Origin of the sequence: Parerythrobacter lacustris (genome assembly GCF_024626475.1) — a bacterium.
Taxonomy (GTDB): domain Bacteria; phylum Pseudomonadota; class Alphaproteobacteria; order Sphingomonadales; family Sphingomonadaceae; genus Parerythrobacter_A; species Parerythrobacter_A lacustris.
Genome location: NZ_JANKHH010000003.1, coordinates 480,259 through 497,196, shown reverse-complemented (window position 1 = coordinate 497,196; position 16,938 = coordinate 480,259). Strand labels below are relative to the sequence as shown.

At 61.4% G+C, this 16,938-nt stretch carries 20 protein-coding genes and 1 tRNA gene; 7 read left to right on the top strand and 14 right to left on the bottom strand.

Translation table 11 applies throughout. The features are described 5' to 3' along the window. The first annotated feature begins 135 nt into the window (after window positions 1-135). Window positions 136-279: a hypothetical protein gene (locus NSO95_RS05860; RefSeq protein ID WP_257595225.1), complete on the top strand. Its 144-nt coding sequence runs from the start codon at window positions 136-138 to the stop codon at window positions 277-279. Window positions 280-304: 25 nt separating this feature from the next. On the opposite strand, the gene NSO95_RS05855 is transcribed toward NSO95_RS05860, so the two are convergent. Continuing rightward, on the bottom strand, window positions 305-781 hold the full coding sequence (locus NSO95_RS05855) for a hypothetical protein (RefSeq protein ID WP_257595224.1): 477 nt from the start codon (window positions 779-781) through the stop codon (window positions 305-307). A 558-nt stretch (window positions 782-1,339) separates the two neighbouring features. On the opposite strand from NSO95_RS05855, the gene NSO95_RS05850 reads away from it, so the two are divergent. Together NSO95_RS05850 and NSO95_RS05845 are read left to right on the top strand one after the other, a co-directional pair. Then, the gene (locus NSO95_RS05850; protein WP_366518994.1) at window positions 1,340-1,687 is read left to right on the top strand and encodes a RusA family crossover junction endodeoxyribonuclease; all 348 of its coding nucleotides are present in this window, start codon (window positions 1,340-1,342) and stop codon (window positions 1,685-1,687) included. 89 nt (window positions 1,688-1,776) lie between these two features. Then, window positions 1,777-2,403 (top strand): hypothetical protein, encoded by a 627-nt coding sequence (locus NSO95_RS05845; RefSeq protein WP_257595223.1) that lies wholly within the window; start codon window positions 1,777-1,779, stop codon window positions 2,401-2,403. On the opposite strand, the gene NSO95_RS05840 is transcribed toward NSO95_RS05845, so the two are convergent. The 11 genes from NSO95_RS05840 to aspS all read right to left on the bottom strand — a co-directional run bounded on the left by NSO95_RS05840 (window position 2,395) and on the right by aspS (window position 11,837). Beyond that, window positions 2,395-3,306: a DNA-methyltransferase gene (locus NSO95_RS05840; protein ID WP_257595222.1), complete on the bottom strand. Its 912-nt coding sequence runs from the start codon at window positions 3,304-3,306 to the stop codon at window positions 2,395-2,397. The two genes, NSO95_RS05845 and NSO95_RS05840, sit on opposite strands and share 9 nt — an antisense overlap. Before the next feature lie 259 nt (window positions 3,307-3,565). Further along, window positions 3,566-3,642, bottom strand: a tRNA-Met gene (locus tag NSO95_RS05835). A gap of 100 nt (window positions 3,643-3,742) precedes the next feature. Next, window positions 3,743-4,399, bottom strand: a complete 657-nt coding sequence (locus tag NSO95_RS05830) for a Crp/Fnr family transcriptional regulator (RefSeq protein ID WP_257595221.1) — start codon at window positions 4,397-4,399, stop codon at window positions 3,743-3,745. A gap of 34 nt (window positions 4,400-4,433) precedes the next feature. Continuing rightward, a complete protein-coding gene (locus tag NSO95_RS05825) occupies window positions 4,434-4,967 on the bottom strand; it encodes a 2'-5' RNA ligase family protein (protein WP_257595220.1) in 534 nt (177 codons plus the stop codon). Beyond that, entirely contained in the window at window positions 4,964-5,935 is a 972-nt protein-coding gene (gene mltG, locus NSO95_RS05820; RefSeq protein WP_257595219.1) for an endolytic transglycosylase MltG, read from the bottom strand. Before mltG ends, NSO95_RS05825 begins: the two co-directional genes overlap by 4 nt. A 2-nt stretch (window positions 5,936-5,937) precedes the next feature. Further along, window positions 5,938-7,197 carry a beta-ketoacyl-ACP synthase II gene (gene fabF / locus NSO95_RS05815; protein WP_257595218.1) on the bottom strand — a complete coding sequence of 420 codons (1,260 nt, stop codon included), beginning with the start codon at window positions 7,195-7,197 and terminating at the stop codon, window positions 5,938-5,940. A 97-nt stretch (window positions 7,198-7,294) separates the two neighbouring features. Beyond that, the gene (locus NSO95_RS05810; RefSeq protein ID WP_057883643.1) at window positions 7,295-7,531 is read right to left on the bottom strand and encodes an acyl carrier protein; all 237 of its coding nucleotides are present in this window, start codon (window positions 7,529-7,531) and stop codon (window positions 7,295-7,297) included. A gap of 159 nt (window positions 7,532-7,690) precedes the next feature. Next, window positions 7,691-8,182, bottom strand: coding sequence for an outer membrane lipoprotein YfiB (gene yfiB / locus NSO95_RS05805; protein WP_257595217.1), 492 nt, complete (start codon window positions 8,180-8,182; stop codon window positions 7,691-7,693). A gap of 22 nt (window positions 8,183-8,204) precedes the next feature. Then, a complete protein-coding gene (gene dgcN / locus NSO95_RS05800) occupies window positions 8,205-9,422 on the bottom strand; it encodes a diguanylate cyclase DgcN/YfiN (RefSeq protein ID WP_494546239.1) in 1,218 nt (405 codons plus the stop codon). Continuing rightward, entirely contained in the window at window positions 9,419-9,886 is a 468-nt protein-coding gene (gene yfiR / locus NSO95_RS05795) for a regulatory sequestration protein YfiR (RefSeq protein WP_257595371.1), read from the bottom strand. The genes dgcN and yfiR overlap by 4 nt, the downstream gene beginning before the upstream one ends. 169 nt (window positions 9,887-10,055) lie before the next feature. Continuing rightward, window positions 10,056-11,837 carry an aspartate--tRNA ligase gene (gene aspS / locus NSO95_RS05790; RefSeq protein ID WP_257595214.1) on the bottom strand — a complete coding sequence of 594 codons (1,782 nt, stop codon included), beginning with the start codon at window positions 11,835-11,837 and terminating at the stop codon, window positions 10,056-10,058. A 166-nt stretch (window positions 11,838-12,003) separates the two neighbouring features. Here aspS and rnd point away from each other — a divergent pair, with 166 nt between their 5' ends. The 3 genes from rnd to NSO95_RS05775 all read left to right on the top strand — a co-directional run bounded on the left by rnd (window position 12,004) and on the right by NSO95_RS05775 (window position 14,534). Then, on the top strand, window positions 12,004-13,206 hold the full coding sequence (gene rnd, locus NSO95_RS05785) for a ribonuclease D (protein WP_257595213.1): 1,203 nt from the start codon (window positions 12,004-12,006) through the stop codon (window positions 13,204-13,206). Between the two features lie 10 nt (window positions 13,207-13,216). Then, window positions 13,217-14,113 carry a hydrogen peroxide-inducible genes activator gene (locus tag NSO95_RS05780; protein ID WP_257595212.1) on the top strand — a complete coding sequence of 299 codons (897 nt, stop codon included), beginning with the start codon at window positions 13,217-13,219 and terminating at the stop codon, window positions 14,111-14,113. A gap of 88 nt (window positions 14,114-14,201) precedes the next feature. After that, window positions 14,202-14,534: a PilZ domain-containing protein gene (locus NSO95_RS05775; protein WP_257595211.1), complete on the top strand. Its 333-nt coding sequence runs from the start codon at window positions 14,202-14,204 to the stop codon at window positions 14,532-14,534. An 18-nt stretch (window positions 14,535-14,552) separates the two neighbouring features. Here NSO95_RS05775 and pgsA read toward each other — a convergent pair whose 3' ends face one another. Continuing rightward, window positions 14,553-15,161: a CDP-diacylglycerol--glycerol-3-phosphate 3-phosphatidyltransferase gene (pgsA, locus tag NSO95_RS05770; protein WP_257595210.1), complete on the bottom strand. Its 609-nt coding sequence runs from the start codon at window positions 15,159-15,161 to the stop codon at window positions 14,553-14,555. Window positions 15,162-15,273: 112 nt separating this feature from the next. Between pgsA and NSO95_RS05765 the strand changes: the two genes are divergently transcribed. Beyond that, window positions 15,274-16,671 (top strand): MFS transporter, encoded by a 1,398-nt coding sequence (locus tag NSO95_RS05765; protein WP_257595209.1) that lies wholly within the window; start codon window positions 15,274-15,276, stop codon window positions 16,669-16,671. Here NSO95_RS05765 and NSO95_RS05760 read toward each other — a convergent pair whose 3' ends face one another. Beyond that, window positions 16,672-16,863 (bottom strand): hypothetical protein, encoded by a 192-nt coding sequence (locus tag NSO95_RS05760; RefSeq protein WP_257595208.1) that lies wholly within the window; start codon window positions 16,861-16,863, stop codon window positions 16,672-16,674. Window positions 16,864-16,938 lie beyond the last annotated feature (75 nt).

The window sequence follows — 16,938 nt, the reverse complement described above, 5'->3', positions numbered from 1 at the left end:
AGGGAGGTGGTTCAAACCTTGAATCCCCCGCTTCCCTCTTCCGAGGTAGTCCCACTATAGCACGCTGTTTAACGTGCCAGCGTTGGGGTGGGGATAGCGTGCTAGGCGCGTGCCAGACCGCGTTATTATTCCGGCATGAAACCTACAAAAGCGCAGGGTGGGAAGCCCACCCGCATCAACATCAAGATCAGCATGAAGGCCTACAGGAAGCTGTCCGCGATAGCGAAGAAGGAAGGCCGCACGATCCTTTCGGTAATCGACGTAATTATTGCTGCGTAGCGCTCGGCGTCAACGTTACAGTGGCCTACGATGGCTTATCGGCACGTCTTCCAGAGAAAAGTCCTTCCAATAATCCGAGGAAGAAACCAACAGCCAACTCAACCATGCCCGGGATGTTGTAGCCAGCTACGTTGAGATTCCAATCGGCTGACCAGGCCCAGTACGACATGCCTGCGAGCAGAACTACAGCGAGAGCAGAGCTGCCCCAACGTACGGTTTCTCTGCGGGCAAAAGTTTCACTTATGACCCCACCCGCGATCATTGAGGCGAGCGGCGCTACCAACCCACAGAGGCCGAGCCAAAAACTCGTCTGCCACATTGCCATAACGCCAGTAACGAGAACGAAAAGACTGAAAGCAGATGTTAGAAATCCCATGACTGCCCTCCATGCTTGGTTGTCCCCACTGTCCCCAGCCTTTTCCCAGTTGTCGAGCATGCCCATATGATAAGGTGGGGATATGCAGAACTGTATACGGGATTTCAGTGCTACACTGATGGCCAAGGGATTCGTCCCCGAGGTCACTTATACTGACTGCATCCAAAAGACCGCGAGCGCTTAGGCGTGCGCGGTTTTTTGGTGTCCTGGGGGTATAACCGGGGGACGTAAATATGCCGGTTCCAGCGCGGGCTGCCCAAGCCGACACACAGGGTCAAACTCAACGGGAAAGTCCGCGTCTCTTTTCTTCCGCACGGCGGGGGAAAGGGGGCGCGACCCAAATCTAACAAGAAAATCATTCAGGAATGAATGCATTAAGATCAAAAGCATGGAGGGAATCAGCTCAACGTATTTGAATAAATTCCGGCCGGCCGCTGAGAAAATTGCGGGTATGCCGAGGTGTAGCCGTGATGAGCAACTCGACATCTACCTTGCCCGCCTCAACGCCTCGCGGATCAAAGATGGGTTCCCGAAACTTACCCATGCCCGCGTAGCGAAGATGCTAGAAGGGGTGCCGGATGGTCGCCTTCATGCTCTGTACCAAAAGTGCGAAACCTACCGAAAGTTCGGATCGGGTCTCAAGCATCAGCTCACCACAAGAAGTTGGCGAGCCCCAAATGAGGCATGACAATACGCTTCGAGACGATGCCTCCAAGCACCAATCACATTTACGGCCGAGGCAGTCGCGGTGTGTACATGTTTGAGAGCGTACGGCAGGCCAAGGACGCGATCGGCTGGGAAGCCAGGAGCCAGTACCACGGCGAACCCTTGGAAGGCCCCTTGGCTGTCAAAATTGACCTCTATTGGCCGGATCGCCGGAAGCACGACATCGACAACATCAAAGTGCTTCTGGACGCGCTCACGGGCATTCTCTGGGTCGATGATGGGCAGATTGTCGAGCTTTCCCTTACCAAGCGATACGACAAGGAAAATCCGGGTGTGATGCTGGGGTTTGGGGCAAGCCGCTTTTAGAACGCAATCGCATCGAATTTAAGCGGACTTTAGATTTCAGCCGTTCCTGCGATAAGGCCTGATCAGGTCGAATCGAACGGGGAACATAGATGCCACTACCTCTCGTCGAGGCGAAGCACTTCAATGCCAATGCACAGCTACCCTACGGCCTTCAGGTCGACCACATTCGAGAGGGCATGAACTCATTTCTCGACTTTCTAGGCTTCATCAATGACTCTCTCGCAACACGTGAGCTTCAGTCGTTTGAGTCAATGCTCATGCCTGCAAACTTCAGCAGCATAGTAGGCGAGTACATGTCGAGCGCGATCCCGCGTCACTGCCCCTCCATTTCGAAAAATCAGTATCACAATGGGCATCCGGATCTGGTCCCAACGGGAATGTACCCGGGCAACTCATCGCAATACGGCCACGAGGGAATCGAGATCAAAGGCAGTCGCTACCTGAAGGGCTGGCAAGGCCACAACGCCGAGGAATCTTTCCTCTTAGTGTTTTGCTATGAGGCCAACCGCCCGGCCGACGAACAAAAGGGAGTCGCACCCTTCCCCTTCCGGTACTTGTTGGTGTGCGGCGCAAAGCTAGAAGCAAGTGATTGGCAGTTCGCGGGCCGGTCTGAGACTAGCCGCCGAACCATCACCGCAACGATCAAGCGGTCTGGCTACGATAAGATGATGACGAACTGGATTTACAAGGCGCCCTTGGGCGGACTCTTAGGATAGCTCCGATAGCCGTGGAATCCCGGCTTTTGCCAAGTTGAAATACTCCGCATCGCGCTCGACGCCGACACTTTGATAACCAACGGCCACCGCCGCCGCTATCGTCGAGCCGCCTCCCATGAACGGATCAAGCACCGTTCCTTTACCAAGGGGGAGAGAGGCGCGCACAAGTTGCCGCATCAGATCCTGCGGCTTAAGGGACGGGTGGTTTGAAATAGCACGCTCTTGAGGTCTTGTAGGGCTTGAGCGGATCACGTCACCAAATGGCAAGTCTCCAGAGATACGCCGCAGCCCACCGGTGCCATACTTCCTAAGGTTGTCGTGAACCCGGCCTTCACAGGGCTTCCGGAACAAGCCCCAAGGCTCCCACTGGGATTTCGGCATTACCGAGACATCGGGGAACTCTTTTTCCGCAGACTTCGGCCTATCGCCCCCACGCAGGGTCTGCACTAGGCGGATAATCTCCCCCCGCTTTTCGAAGCCGGCCTCGATCATCGGGATATAGACGACGTGGGAAAGGAGCGGATTTGTAGCAATCATCACGTGGCCGCCGGGCGCGAGAATGTGCATGGCTGCAGTCGCGAACTTCTCGAAAAACTCCTGCAACTTAGTCAGGTCCGAATCAGTCAACACGGTGAACCGGGGAAGCGGTGCTCGACCGGCTGGCGGTATGCGCCAGATGCCACCCTTGTTCCCGTTCCTGAGCTTTTTGGTCTCGCTTTCAGTGTATTCCTTGAGGCCATACGGAGGATCAGTAACGATAGCATGCACAGAACCCTGAGGCTGTTCATTCATCCACTCGAATGCGTCCGCGTTGAATATCTGGTACTCGGCACGTGTGCGCGATCGCTCCTGCGACACGTCGCCAAACAGACCCAACGGCCCAAGAATTTCAGTACGGCTCATGACGCTCCCAGCGGAACAATAAGAGAACTCCTGAGGTAGGCGAACCCGGACTCAGTAGCAAGCTTAGAGCTGCCGTGATAACGATCCCCAGATGTCGCGCAACTGGCCTCACCCGAGCTTCCCCGATAAGCCTGTCACCAAGATTGAGGTGGCGGCCGTTACGTTGCTGATTTTCGGAGGTATGGTCGGGTTTGCGTGCCAAATCGGTGCCAGCAGAAGCGTAATCGATTGGCTCATCTCGATAACCATTTGAGATGTTTGGTAGCGGAGGAGGGACTTGAACCCCCGACACCCGGATTATGATTCCGGTGCTCTAACCAGCTGAGCTACTCCGCCCCAAAAGGCACGCTGCGAGGCCTATGGCCCGCCTGCGAGCGGCGCATTTAGGGCCGGTGCCCTTCGCGGTCAACACCCGTTTGCGGCGCGGCAGCGGAGTTCATGCATCCTGCGCGGCGTTGGCGTTCATGCGGACGATCTTTGCCGCCAGACCGCGGTTGAGGGCATGGTCGAAGGCGCGCTGCAATTCGGGCATGGTCCGGGTCATTTCAGCCAGCGCATCGCGGTCGAAGCGCGCAATGCGCATGGATTCGGCCACGACGACGGTGGCGGTAGCGTCGTCGCCGAGAATGGCGCTCATCTCGCCGAGGAAATCGCCCTTGGTGCAAGTGCCGACCATGCTACCGCCAACCTCGATGCGGCCGGTTCCCGAAGCGACGTAGATGAGCGGCGGACCGCGTTCGCCCTGCCGCATCAGAACCTCCCCCACCGGTGCGTCGCGCCATTCGAGCAGGTCGCGCAGGCGGCGCTGCCGGTCGGGTTCCTCGACCTTGAGCACATGCTCGAGCAGCTCTCGCTCCTCCTCGCGCAGCGCATGGGTACGGATGCGAAGATGCAGTCGCGCAAGCTGAGCGCCGTTGATCAGCAGGAATGCCCCTGCCAGCCAGACCCACGGGCCTTCAACATCGCCCAAGGAGAAATAGGCGATCGCTGCTCCACCTGCGGCGAGCGCGATCCAGCGCAACAAGCGGATGGAGGTCGGCACCATCGCCGCAACCAGCAATATGGCACCCAGCAGCGCGAGATTTTCAGCCATGTCCCCTCCTTGCGTCACGCCCTTCAAGCACCCTTCATGCCCTGCCTTGGCCGCGAAAGGCAAATTCGCGCACCGCCTCCCATGGTCCGCCACAATAGCGGTACAGCCCGAGCCCGCGAAATGTGAAGCGGAGCGGCGCAAAGTCTTTCGAGAGTTCCGACTGCAGTGCCTTGGCATCGACCGCCGAGACCTTGTTCTGAACGGTCACATGCAGGCGCGGCCTGTGCTGGTCCTGCGCCGTCAGCATCCCGTGGAAATGGTCCGCGATCCGGCTGCGAAGCCGCGCTATTCCTTCGCATTCGATCGCACGAGCCGTGCCCCGGCCAAGCGTCATCACGCGGTCGAGCGTCGCTTCGACCGGTGCCACTTCGCCCGCGATCCGACGAAACAGACCTTGAACCTCTTCCTCGCATTGCGGGGGCAGCGCGTGGAACAGCGTGACATGCGCGTCGAGATAGTTGCGCTCCGGCGAGAAATGCGTCCGGCGCAGGGCAGTGGCCCATGCGGCGAGGTCTTTCGGCAGCAAAGCCGTGACGATCAGCGGAGCGGTGCTGCCACCCGGGGTCACATCTCGCCGCGTTGGCGCCGCAGTGCGCGCCAGCGCTCGACCGCTGCCTCGTGCGCGCCGAGATCGGTGTTGAACTCATGCCCGCCGGTCCCGTCGGCAACCATGTAGAGCGCATCGGTCTTCGCCGGGTTGAGCACCGCCTCGATGCTTTCGCGCCCCGGATTGGTGATCGGACCCTTGGGCAGGCCGGGCATGGAATAGGTGTTGTAGTCGTTGATCGCTGCGATCTCCGACTTGCGGATGCGGCGGCCGAGCGGCTTGCCCTGAGTGATCGGGTAGATGATCGTCGGGTCGGCCTGGAGGAACATGCCCTTCTTCACCCGGTTCGAATAGAGCCCCGCCACCATCCTGCGCTCGGACGGAACGCCGGTTTCCTTCTCGACGATCGAGGCAAGGATCACCGCATCGCGCACATTGTCGACTGCGATGCCCGGCACTCGCTTCGGCCAGGCCTCGGCAAGGAAGTTCTGCATCGCCGCCTGCATCCGCGCGAGCACTTTCGCTCGGTCCTCCCCGCGCTCGAAATCGTAGGTATCGGGCAGCACCGAGCCTTCGACCGGGACGGGAATCTCGCCAGTCAGCAGCGGCTCGGCCATCAGTTTCTCGTAGACGAGGATCGACGGCATGCCTTCGGGGATGGTGACGAAGCGCCGGATGACGTCGCCGGTCTGGAACGCGGTCAGCATATCGGACTGGCTCATCCCGGCCTTCAGCTCGAATTCGCCCGCCTGGACCGGATCGCCGCCACCGAAGATCTTGGCACGCAGCAGGAAAGCGCTGGCCGAGGCGATATGGCCCTTTGCCTCCAGCTCTCCCGCGACCGAAGTCAACGATGAGCCCGAAGGCACCACGAAATTGACGTCCTGCTCGACTTCCGCCGCGCCGTACCAGCCGTAGGCGAACCAGCCTGCGGCGAGCAGGCCGAGGAGGATCAACACGCCGACAATGCGCCGCAAACCGCGCGCCATGATCAGTCGACCTTCTTCATCACCAGCGATGCATTGGTACCGCCGAAGCCGAAGCTGTTGTTCAGCACCGCCTTCACCTCGCGCTGCTTGGCGGTGTGCGGGACCAGGTCGACACCCTCCGTACCTTCGTCCGGATCGTCGAGGTTGAGCGTCGGCGGCACGATCTGATCGCGAATCGCGAGGATGCAGAAGATCGATTCCACCGCGCCTGCACCGCCCAGCAAATGGCCGATCGCCGATTTGGTCGAGCTCATCGAGGCTCCGCCAAGGTCATCGCCGAACACGCGCTTGGCTGCACCCAGCTCGATCGTGTCGGCCATGGTCGAGGTGCCATGCGCGTTGATGTAGTCGATATCCGACGGCTCCATGCCCGCCTTGCGCAGCGCCATCCGCATCGAGAGTTCGGCGCCCTTGCCTTCGGGGTGCGGCGCGGTGACATGATAGGCATCGCCCGACAGGCCGTAGCCGACCACCTCGGCGTAGATCTTTGCGCCGCGCGCCTTGGCGTGCTCGTATTCCTCGAGCACAACCACGCCCGCGCCCTCGCCCATGACGAAGCCGTCGCGGCCCTTGTCATAGGGGCGGCTCGCCTCGGTCGGGCGGTCGTTGAAACTCATGTTGAGCGCGCGCGCCTGCGCGAAGCCTGCAACGCCGAGCGGGTTGACGGTCGATTCCGCGCCGCCGGCGAGCATCACATCGGCATCGCCGTCCTTGATCATCCGCGCGGCATCGCCGATCGAATGCGCGCCGGTGGAACAGGCGGTGACGACCGCATGGTTCGGACCCATCAGACCGTATTTGATCGACACCTGCCCGCTGATCAGGTTGATCAGGCGACCGTGCACGAAGTGCGGCGAAACCCGGCCCGGACCGCGTTCGTGCAGCACGATCGATTCGCTCTCGATCCCCGGCAGTCCGCCGATCCCCGAACCGATCGAGCAGCCGGTGCGCAGCTTGAGATCGTCGTCCATGTCGACAAGACCTGCGTCTTCCAGCGCCTGACCTGCCGCATCGATACCGTAGATGATGAAGGGATCGACCTGACGCTGGACCTTGTGGTCGACGCGCCTGTCCGGATCGAAACCGTATTCATGGTCCGCCGGCTTGACCTCGCAGGCGATCTTGCACTTGTGATCGGCGGTATCGAAGCGGGTGATCGGCCCTGCCCCGCTCTTGCCGGCGATGAGGTTATTCCACGTGGTTTCGACGTCACCGCCCAGCGGGGTGACAAGGCCAAGTCCGGTAACGACGACGCGGCGCATGCAATTCTCCGTCAAAATGCAACAGGCCCGGCCCGCATCCGGGTCGGGCCTGTCTGGTCCCGCCTGCACTCAGGCGAGCACGGCGGGAACGGGCCAATCAGCCTTTGTGCTCTTCGATGTACTTGGTCGCATCGCCAACTGTGGCGATCTTCTCGGCTGCGTCATCGGGGATTTCCACGCCGAACTCTTCCTCGAAAGCCATCACCAGCTCGACGATGTCGAGGCTGTCTGCGCCAAGATCATCGATGAAGCTGGCTTCCTGGGTGACCTTGTCGGCTTCGACGCCAAGATGCTCGACGACAATCTTCTGCACGCGGTCGGCGGTATCGCTCATAAATTCCCTCTTGAACCTGGGGTTGAAACTTTCCCTGTCGCCCTAATGAACGGCGGGGCACTGCGCAAGAGGCAGTCCGTGTTTTGCGCGATGGGGAGATAGGTGCACAGAACGGGAATTCAATCGCCGGACAACAACCGTGACAGCCGCCGAAACTCGTCAGCGCCCGACCGGGAGGGCGTCTGCCGGCGTGACGATGATGACGACGCGGCGGTTCTGCGTGCGCCCGGTTTCGCTATCGTTGGATTCGATCGGATCGGATTCGCCCAATCCGTCGACCCGCATCCGCGTCAGGTCCATTCCCCCGGCAATCAGCGCATCGCGGACCGCTTCGGCGCGCGAGCGCGAGAGCCGGACGTTATACTCATCCTCGCCGACCGCATCGGTGTGCCCGACGATGCCCGCTCCATAAATCTCGGCATCCAGCAACTGCTTGGAAAGCCCCGCCAGCATTGTGGCCGTCTCGGGGACGATGCCCGCGCTGTCGAACCCGAACAAGACCCGGTTGCTGATTCCGAGTTCATAGCCGGAACCGACGGGCCTGAACCCGGCCCCCTCGAGCACCTCGATCTGCCGCGCGCTGAAACCCACCCGCTCAGGCATGGTGACGCATGCGGCCAGGCTGACAAGCAAGGGAACGGCAAAAGCCATCCGAACGAAATTGCGGCGTTGCTCAGCGACCATTGATCCTCCCTTTGGCTTCATACATGCGCTGATCGGCCAGATGGACCAGTGTGGCAGTGTTGGTTCCGTCGTCGGGGAAAACGGCATGCCCGACACTGAGCAAAAGCGTGGCTGCATTTTGCATTGCCAGCACAAAAGGCTCGCGCATCGCATCGTCGATCCGCGCCACCACCTGCCCGACTTCGTCACCAGCGATCCCCTCGAGGATGATGGCAAACTCGTCTCCACCGAGGCGGAACACGGCATCCTTCGCGCGCACGCACTGGCGCAGACGATCTGCGATCGAGCAGAGCGTCATATCTCCCACGAAGTGACCGAACCGGTCGTTGATCTGCTTGAAACCGTTGCTGTCGAGATAGAGGATTGCCAGCTTCGAACCCGTGATCGTCGCCCGCTCGATGGCCTTGTCGAGCACCACGGCAAAACCATTGCGGTTGCCCAGCCCGGTCAGCGGGTCATGGCTTGCCTGATAGGCCAGTTCGGCGTTCTCCGTGACGAGTCTTTCGTGCCACCGCTTGAGTTCGGCGAACAAGCCGTTGAACCCGCTGGCCAGACGATCGATCTCTGCGAGGCCATAGGGCGCCACCCGGAGTGAGAAATCGCGCTTCTCCCGCACCTCGTCCGCCACGCTCGCGATCCGGTTGAGCGGCGCGACGACCTCTTCCTGCAAGCGGCGCGCGAAAATGCGCGTCGCGATCAGGGTCACGCCTAGTGCGCATACCGCGATGATCAGCCCCGACCACGCCAGCGACAGGATCGATGCAGCGCTCGGCATCGCCCTCACGGTCCCGATCCGCTCTCCGTCGACCATGATCGCGGCGACCTCCGGCTCGGGCCACAGGATGGAGGACACCGCATCGTCGAGCCAGCCGCTGGCCTGTTCGTCCTGCGACCAGCGGGCGAAGACTCTTCCTTTCGCATCCAGGACTTCGACCTTGCGCACAGTGCGATCAACGATGGTCTGCGACATGACTTTCTCGGCAGCCTGGGTGTCCCCGAAGAACAACGCGGGTTCGACCGAATAGCTGATGACATTGGTCATCAGGCGGACATTCTCGAGCGCTTGTCCGCGCAGCATGACGATTCCGCTCACGGTCAGGCTGGCAGCGGCCAGCAGCACCGCGAATAGGATCATCCGCAAGTGCCCTTTCGCGAGTAATGCGCGCAGGGTGGCGCCGCCTTCCGTTGTGGTGCTTTCCGTCGTCATGCCGGGTCCTGCTCGCCCATGCGCAGCACGCGCGGATCGATCCTGACACCCGAGCGCGAAAGCGCGTCGAGATTCATCCGGAATGACAGGGAATCGGCCTGGAACAACAGGCAGATGCTCGCATTGCTGCGACACGCAGGGTCGTTCTCTGCGATCACGAGCACGGGCTGGCCTTTCAGCCCCGCCGTGACCGCTCTTTGCTCCTGCATCGAAAGGCGCCCCAGATAGGCAACGTTGCAGCCGCTTGCTGCGACCGTCGAAATGGACACCTTCTTGACCGACAGAGTCTTTTCACCCGAGATTCGCTTCGAGACGAGCCGGTCGGCGAATTCCGCCGGTCCGACGAGACAGACGTCAATCTTGCTCGGCTTCTGCGGCCAAGTCGAATAGACGATGATCGAGGAAACGAGCTTCGCCACCACCGGCGAGTAGGGCTCCGCCTCGTTGCCCAGCGGCAGCCCCACCTCGGTCAACGGCGCGGCATTCGCCAGTGAAGCTCCTGCCGCAAGGTTGATCAGAAGTGGATGCACCCGAATTCCGAACCCGTTGTAAATCTTTCCGACATCTAAGCGCCTTTCACGAGGCTTGGCAACCATTGCCCGCTATCGACAGCGCCGCTGGCGTTAGCCCCTCTCAGCTTGCGCGGGGCTGCTCCACCGTGCGGATATGCACGTCGCGCAGCTGCTTCGGCCCGACTTCGCTCGGTGCGCCCATCATCAGGTCCTGTGCCTTCTGGTTCAGCGGGAAAGCAATCACCTCACGGATGTTCGGCTCGTCCGCCAGCAGCATCACGATCCGGTCGATCCCCGGTGCGGAGCCACCGTGCGGCGGCGCACCGAGCTTGAACGCTTCCAGCATTCCGCCGAAGTTCGCCTCGACGTCGGCTTGGCTGTAGCCGGCGATCTCGAACGCCTTGTACATGATGTCCGGGCGGTGGTTCCGGATCGCGCCGCTCGACAGTTCGTAGCCGTTGCACACGATGTCGTACTGCCATGCCTTGATCGTCAGCGGATCCTGCGTTTCGAGCGCCTCCATCTCCCCCTGCGGCATCGAGAAGGGGTTGTGGCTGAAATCGACCTTCTTGGTTTCCTCGTCATACTCATACATCGGGAAGTCGACGATCCAGCAGAACTTGAAACAGCCTTCCTCGATCAGCCCCAGCTCTTCCGCCACCCGGGTGCGCGCGGCACCGGCCAGTTTGGCCGCGTCCTTTTCCTTGCCCGCGGCGAAGAACAGCCCGTCGTTCTCGCCCAGACCCAGTTCGGCATAGAGCTTCTCCATGCCTTCGGTGCCGTGGTTCTTGGCGATCGGACCACCGAACTCGCCGCCCTTGCGGGTGACGTAGCCGAGCCCGGCGAAGCCTTCCTTGCGCGCCCAGTCGTTCATGTCGTCGAAGAATTTGCGGCTCTTTTCGTGGGTGTTTGGAGCGGGAACCACGCGCACGCGGCCGCCGGTGCCGACGATCTTCTCGAACAGGCCGAAGCCGCTGGTCGTGAAGTGTTCGGTCACGTCGCTGATCACCAGCGGATTGCGCAGGTCGGGCTTGTCGGTGCCGTATTTGAGCATCGACTCGGCATAGGGAATGCGCGGGAAAGTGCCCGCCGGGGTCACGCTCTTGCCGCCTGAGAATTCCTCGAACACGCCCGCCAGCACCGGCTCGATTGCCTGGAACACATCTTCCTGCGTGACGAAGCTCATCTCGAAGTCGAGCTGGTAGAATTCGGGGCTGCGGTCGGCGCGCAGGTCTTCGTCGCGGAAGCAGGGGGCGATCTGGAAATAGCGGTCGAAGCCCGCCACCATCAGCAGCTGCTTGAACATCTGCGGCGCTTGCGGCAGCGCATAGAAGCGGCCCGGGTGAAGGCGGCTGGGCACGAGATAGTCGCGCGCGCCCTCGGGGCTCGACGCGCCGAGGATCGGGGTCTGGAATTCGGTGAAGCCCTGCTCCTGCATCCGGCGGCGCAGGCTGGATATAACCTGGCTGCGCAGCAAGATGTTGCGGTGCAGGCGCTCTCGCCGCAAGTCGACAAAGCGGTACTTGAGCCGGATCTCCTCCGGATAGTCTTCCGCCGAATTGACGATCAGCGGCAGTTCCTCCGCCCGGCTCAGGACGGTCACCGAACGCGCGAACACCTCGATCGCACCGGTCGGAAGGTTCGGGTTCACCGCCGCCGCATCGCGCGCCTTGACCGCGCCGTCGATGGTGACAACCGATTCCAGCTTCAGCTTTTCCAGCACCGGCAGCGCTTCGCTGTCGCTGTCCGCCACCACCTGGGTGATGCCGTAATGGTCGCGCAGGTCGACGAACAGCACGCCCCCGTGGTCGCGCTTGTTGTGCACCCAGCCGGAAAGGCGGACGGTATCGCCGACATTTTCCGTGGTCAGCGCAGCGCAGTTGTGGGTACGATAGGCGTGCATCTAATATCTTTCCATTTTCGGAGCTATGGCGCTAAGGGCGCGCGCGGCGCACCGAAGGCTCGGCATCGCGCGCGCTAACAGGGGAAGCAGCCGGTTTTGTCAAGCCGATGCGCCCCTTGGGGATGAACCCGGGAGGCGGTACTCCGCCCGCATACAGAAGATAGAAATGAAAATACACGACCTGATTACCAAGACCGCAGAGCTGGAAGCGCTCTGCACCCGCCTCGCCCAATCGGATTTCGTCTGCGTGGACACCGAGTTCATGCGCGAGAACACCTATTGGCCCGAGCTGTGCCTGATCCAGATCGGCAACGAGGAAGAGGCCGCTGCGGTCGATCCGCTGGCCGAAGGGCTCGACCTCAAACCGCTGTGGGACCTGCTGACCGACAACGAAGACGTGCTCAAGGTCTTCCACGCCGGTGGGCAGGATGTCGAGATCATCTACAATTTTACCCAGCGCACGCCGCATCCGATCTTCGACACCCAGATCGCGATGATGGCAATCAGCCAGTCCGAACAGATCGGCTATGCCAACCTGGTCGAAAGCTGGCTCGGCCTGACGATCGACAAGGGCGCACGTTTCACCGACTGGGGCCGCCGCCCGCTGACCGACCGGCAGATCGAATACGCCATCGGCGACGTGACCCATCTGGCGACGATTTTTCCCAAGATCCTCAAGAAGCTGATCAAGACCGGGCGCGGCGGCTGGCTCGATGCCGAGATGGAAAAGCTTGCCGATCCGGAGAATTACCGCACCGATCCCGACAAGGCGTGGCTGCGCATCCGCCAGGCCGGGCGCAATCCGCAGGTGCTCGGACGGCTGAAAGCGCTCGCCGCATGGCGCGAGAGCGAGGCGCAGCACAAGGATATCCCGCGCGGTCGCATCATGCGCGACGAAACACTGGCCGACATCGCCAGCCACCCGCCGAAGAAGCAGGCCGACCTGATCAAGGTGCGCGGGCTGTCGACGGCGTGGAAGGACAACGACATCGGCAAACGGCTGATGAAGGTACTTGAAAAGGCCGAGCCGCTCGACAAGTCGGAGATGCCCGAAAAGACCAGCCGCGGCGCGCCGCTGGGCAAGGAAGGTGCGCTGGTAGCCGACTTGCTGAAGCTTCTGCTCAAGATCCGCGCGCGCGAAATCGACGTTGCCAGCCGCCTGCTGACCCGCTCGGACGAGATGGAAGCCCTCGCCGCCGGCTTGCGCGACTTGGCCGTGCTGCAAGGCTGGCGCTACGAAATCTTTGGCCGCGACGCGCTGGACCTAGTCGAGGGCAAACTGGCGTTCGCGGTAAAGAAGGGCAAGCTGACGATGACCCACGTCGACGATGTGCCGACCGGCGTGATCGAAGCGGAAGCGGCGGAGTAGTCCCGACCACGTGAGCACTTACCTCCCCACCATCAAGCAGCTGCAGTATCTCGTCGCGCTGCATGAGCACGGCCATTTCGGGCGTGCGGCGGAGGCGAGCTTCGTGTCGCAGTCGACGCTGTCGGCTGGAATTCGCGAGCTGGAGACCTTGCTTGGCGTAACGCTGGTCGAGCGGAGCAAGCGGGTGGTCCGCTTCACCCCGCTGGGGGAGCAGGTGGTGGCCAAGGCGCACCGGCTGTTGCGCGAGGCGGAGGAGCTGAGCGAGCTTGTCCAGGCGAGCGGCAAGCCCTTGTCGGGCGAACTGCGGATGAGCGTCATCCCGACGATCGCGCCCTTCATGCTGCCGCGGATACTGCCGCGGCTGCGCCGGGAACGGCCCAGCCTGAAGCTTTTCCTGCGCGAGGAAACCAGCAACGATGCGGTAGAATCGCTTCACCACGGCCGCGTCGATTGCGTGTTGCTGGCCCTGCCGTTCGCGACTGGTGAGGTCGAGGTGGCGCATATTGCCGACGACCGGCTGTTCGTCGCATTCCCCAAGAACGACCCGCGCGATCCGCCTGCGGTCATCCCGCCCAACATGATCGATGAGGGCAGGCTCCTACTGCTCGAAGACGGTCACTGCCTGCGCGACCATTCGCTGGCCGCGTGCAACCGGCCCGAACTGCGCGCCAGCGCCACGATGATCGGCACCAGCCTGCACACGCTGGTGCAACTGGTCGACAACGGCCTCGGCCTGACCATGCTGCCCGAAATGGCGCTCGATGCGGGAATCCTCAATGGAACCAGCGTGGTGGCCCGCCCGCTCAAATCCGCCAATGCCCAGCGCGAGATCGCACTGATCTGGCGCAAGAACTCGCCGCGTGGTGAGGAATTCGAGCTTCTGGCGGAGGAGTTGCGTGCTGGCTGACACCGGTAGGGCGCGGCCTGATTCACTATTTCTTGGTAAACTTGAGCCTAAACATCAATCCGTTTGAAGAAAAACGGGGGTCGCATCCATGCGTTCGTACAATCGTTTCGACACCGATCAGGAGATCGAATGCAAGGTCCGCAGGCAGAAAGGCATCGTTCGCCTTTACAATCTGTCATGCGGGGGCTGCATGATCGAGTCCGACAACGCTGAGCTCGACACGGGTACAGAGATCATGGTCCGGCTGGGCCCGAAAACCATCATTCCCGGCCGGGTAGTGTGGCGGAGCGAGAAGAACGCCGGGATCAAGTTCGCAACACCGGTGCATCAGAAGGTCGTCCAGCACTACGGCTATACACCGAACGAGGAATTCGACCGCTACGATGCACGCGATCGCTTCGGTCTGCCGATCTCGGTCTGATTTGCGGCCCGTCGGGGCTCAATCCATGTGCTTGAGGCCGACCCGCAGGTAGTCCCAACCCGTAATCAAGGTCAGGATCGCTGCGCCCCACAGGCTGGCGAGACCGACCAGATGGATCCAATGTTCGGTGACCATGCGGTTCGCCTCGACGATACTCTCCGGCGGCGGGCCGTGCACCGCACCTCCGAAGATCAGCGCGCCCAATGCCAGCAGTTGCAGCGTCGTCTTCCATTTCGCGAGCCGGGTGACCGGCACCGAGACCTGCAGCCCGGCGAGGAATTCGCGCAGGCCCGATACGGCGATTTCGCGCATCAGGATGATCAGCCCGGCGATCACGTGGAGGTCCCCCACATAAGGTCCGCGCAGGTATCCCTGCGCCGTCAGCACGAGGATGACAGCCGCCACCATGATCTTGTCGGCGATCGGATCGAGGAAGATGCCGAGCTTCGAGACCGCGCCGCTCGACCGGGCGAGATAGCCGTCGAAATAGTCGGTGATCCCCATCAGGCTGTAGAGCACGAACGCCAGTGCATAGCCCAGCTTCCAGTCCGGCCACCACAGCAGCGCGGCGAGCAGCGGAATGGTGACGATGCGAGACAAGGTCAGGATATTGGGCAGCGACAGCATGACCGCCTCCTAGCCCAAGCCTGCGAGCGGCAAAAGCACCCTTCTTCGCTTGTTCCCTGCACGGATTGCGCTAGACCCCTCGCATTGCGACGCAGGCTGCAGACGGGGCTCCATGACTACATCGACGCATCTGTTGCGCCGCAGGCGGTTCCTGCCGCTGTTCGTCACCCAGCTGTTCAACGCCTTCAACGACAATCTCTACAAGACCGCGATGGTGCTGTTCGTGGTCTACAGCGTCTACAATTCCGAAGCCGATGAATCGATGTTCAGCGGCATCGCCTCGGTGGTGTTCATCCTGCCGTTCTGCCTGTTTTCCGGTTTGGCGGGGCAATTGGCCGACACCCGAGATAAGGCCAGCATCATCCGGATAGTGAAAATTTGCGAAATCGGGCTAATGTGTATCGGAGCTGTCGGGCTCTACCTCGCGTGGCAGGGCATCATGGTCCACAATGTCGCCATTCCGGTGATGCTGTTCGCCCTGTTTCTTGCCGCGGTCCAATCGACGTTCCTCGGTCCGATCAAATACGCGATCCTGCCGCAGCACTTGAAGAAGGAGGAGGTCCTGTCGGGTACCGGACTGGTCGAGGCCGGGACCTATATCGCCATTCTTGCCGGAACGATTCTGGCTGGCTGGATCCCGGTGCAATGGGCCATCATCGGAATTCTCGCGACGGCGGTGATCGGCTATCTTGTCAGCCGCCAGATACCTGATGCCCCGCCCATCGGGCATCAGGAATTGCACCTCCCGCTGCTCGAGCCGTTCTGGAAGGAAACGAAGAATCCGCTGTTGAAATACGGCGCGTTGCTGCCGGTCGCGATTGGCGATCAGGTCCTGATGTCGTGGCGCCTGGTGCGCGAGACGATGCACAATCGCGAGGTCTATTTCGCGATCCTCGCAATCAGCTTTTTCTGGACCATCGGCGCGGTGTTGTTCATCCAGTTCCCTCCTCTCGCAAAGAACCAGCTTTCGGCCAGCCCGCAGGTAGCGAGTCTGTTTCTGGTGGTGTTTTCGGTCGGCATCGCGATCGGTTCGGTCGCGATCAACGCGCTGCTCAAAGGCAAGGTGTCGGCCCGCTATTCTCCCCCTTCGGTGATCATCATGGGTTTTTTCGTGATCGGGTTCTATCTGGTCGCACGCCTGTGGACCGCGGATCAGGGCGGAGTCTTGCTTGAAGTCGATGAGTTCATCCTCCAGCCGCTCGCCATACCGCTCCTGTCGATGCTGCTCGGTATTGCGGTGGCCGGCGGCTGCTTCGTCGTACCGCTCTACGCCTTTTTGACCACCCGCGTTCCCAGCGACCGCGCGGCACGCACCGTTGCCGCCAACAACATCGTCAATTCGATTGCCATGGTGCTGGGCTCGGTACTCGCCATCGGCGTCACCGCGATCGGGGTGGGGATCAACGAACAACTGCTGATGAGCGCAGGCATGTGCCTGGTATCGGCGTGGCTGGGACGCAAGCTTTACAACGCGGAGCGCGATGCCGCTGCGTGTGCCCAGGCCTCCTGATCAGGCAAAGAAGATCGAGACTGCCACAAAGCATCCGATGTAGGCGGTCAGGAAGCCGCGCCAATCTTCCTTCGAGAGGCGCAGCTTCGCGCGCGCAGCTTTGGGTTTCGCTCCCGCGCGGATATGCGGGGGCAGCGAGGCCAGGAACGGGTGGCCTGCAGCTTCATCGGTAAGAACCAGCGATCGTCTCATCCGGCAGGGGTTAACCTGCCGCTAACCATCGCGCATCATCCCAATTCGATGCGTCTAGCGGTGGGACATTAAGCC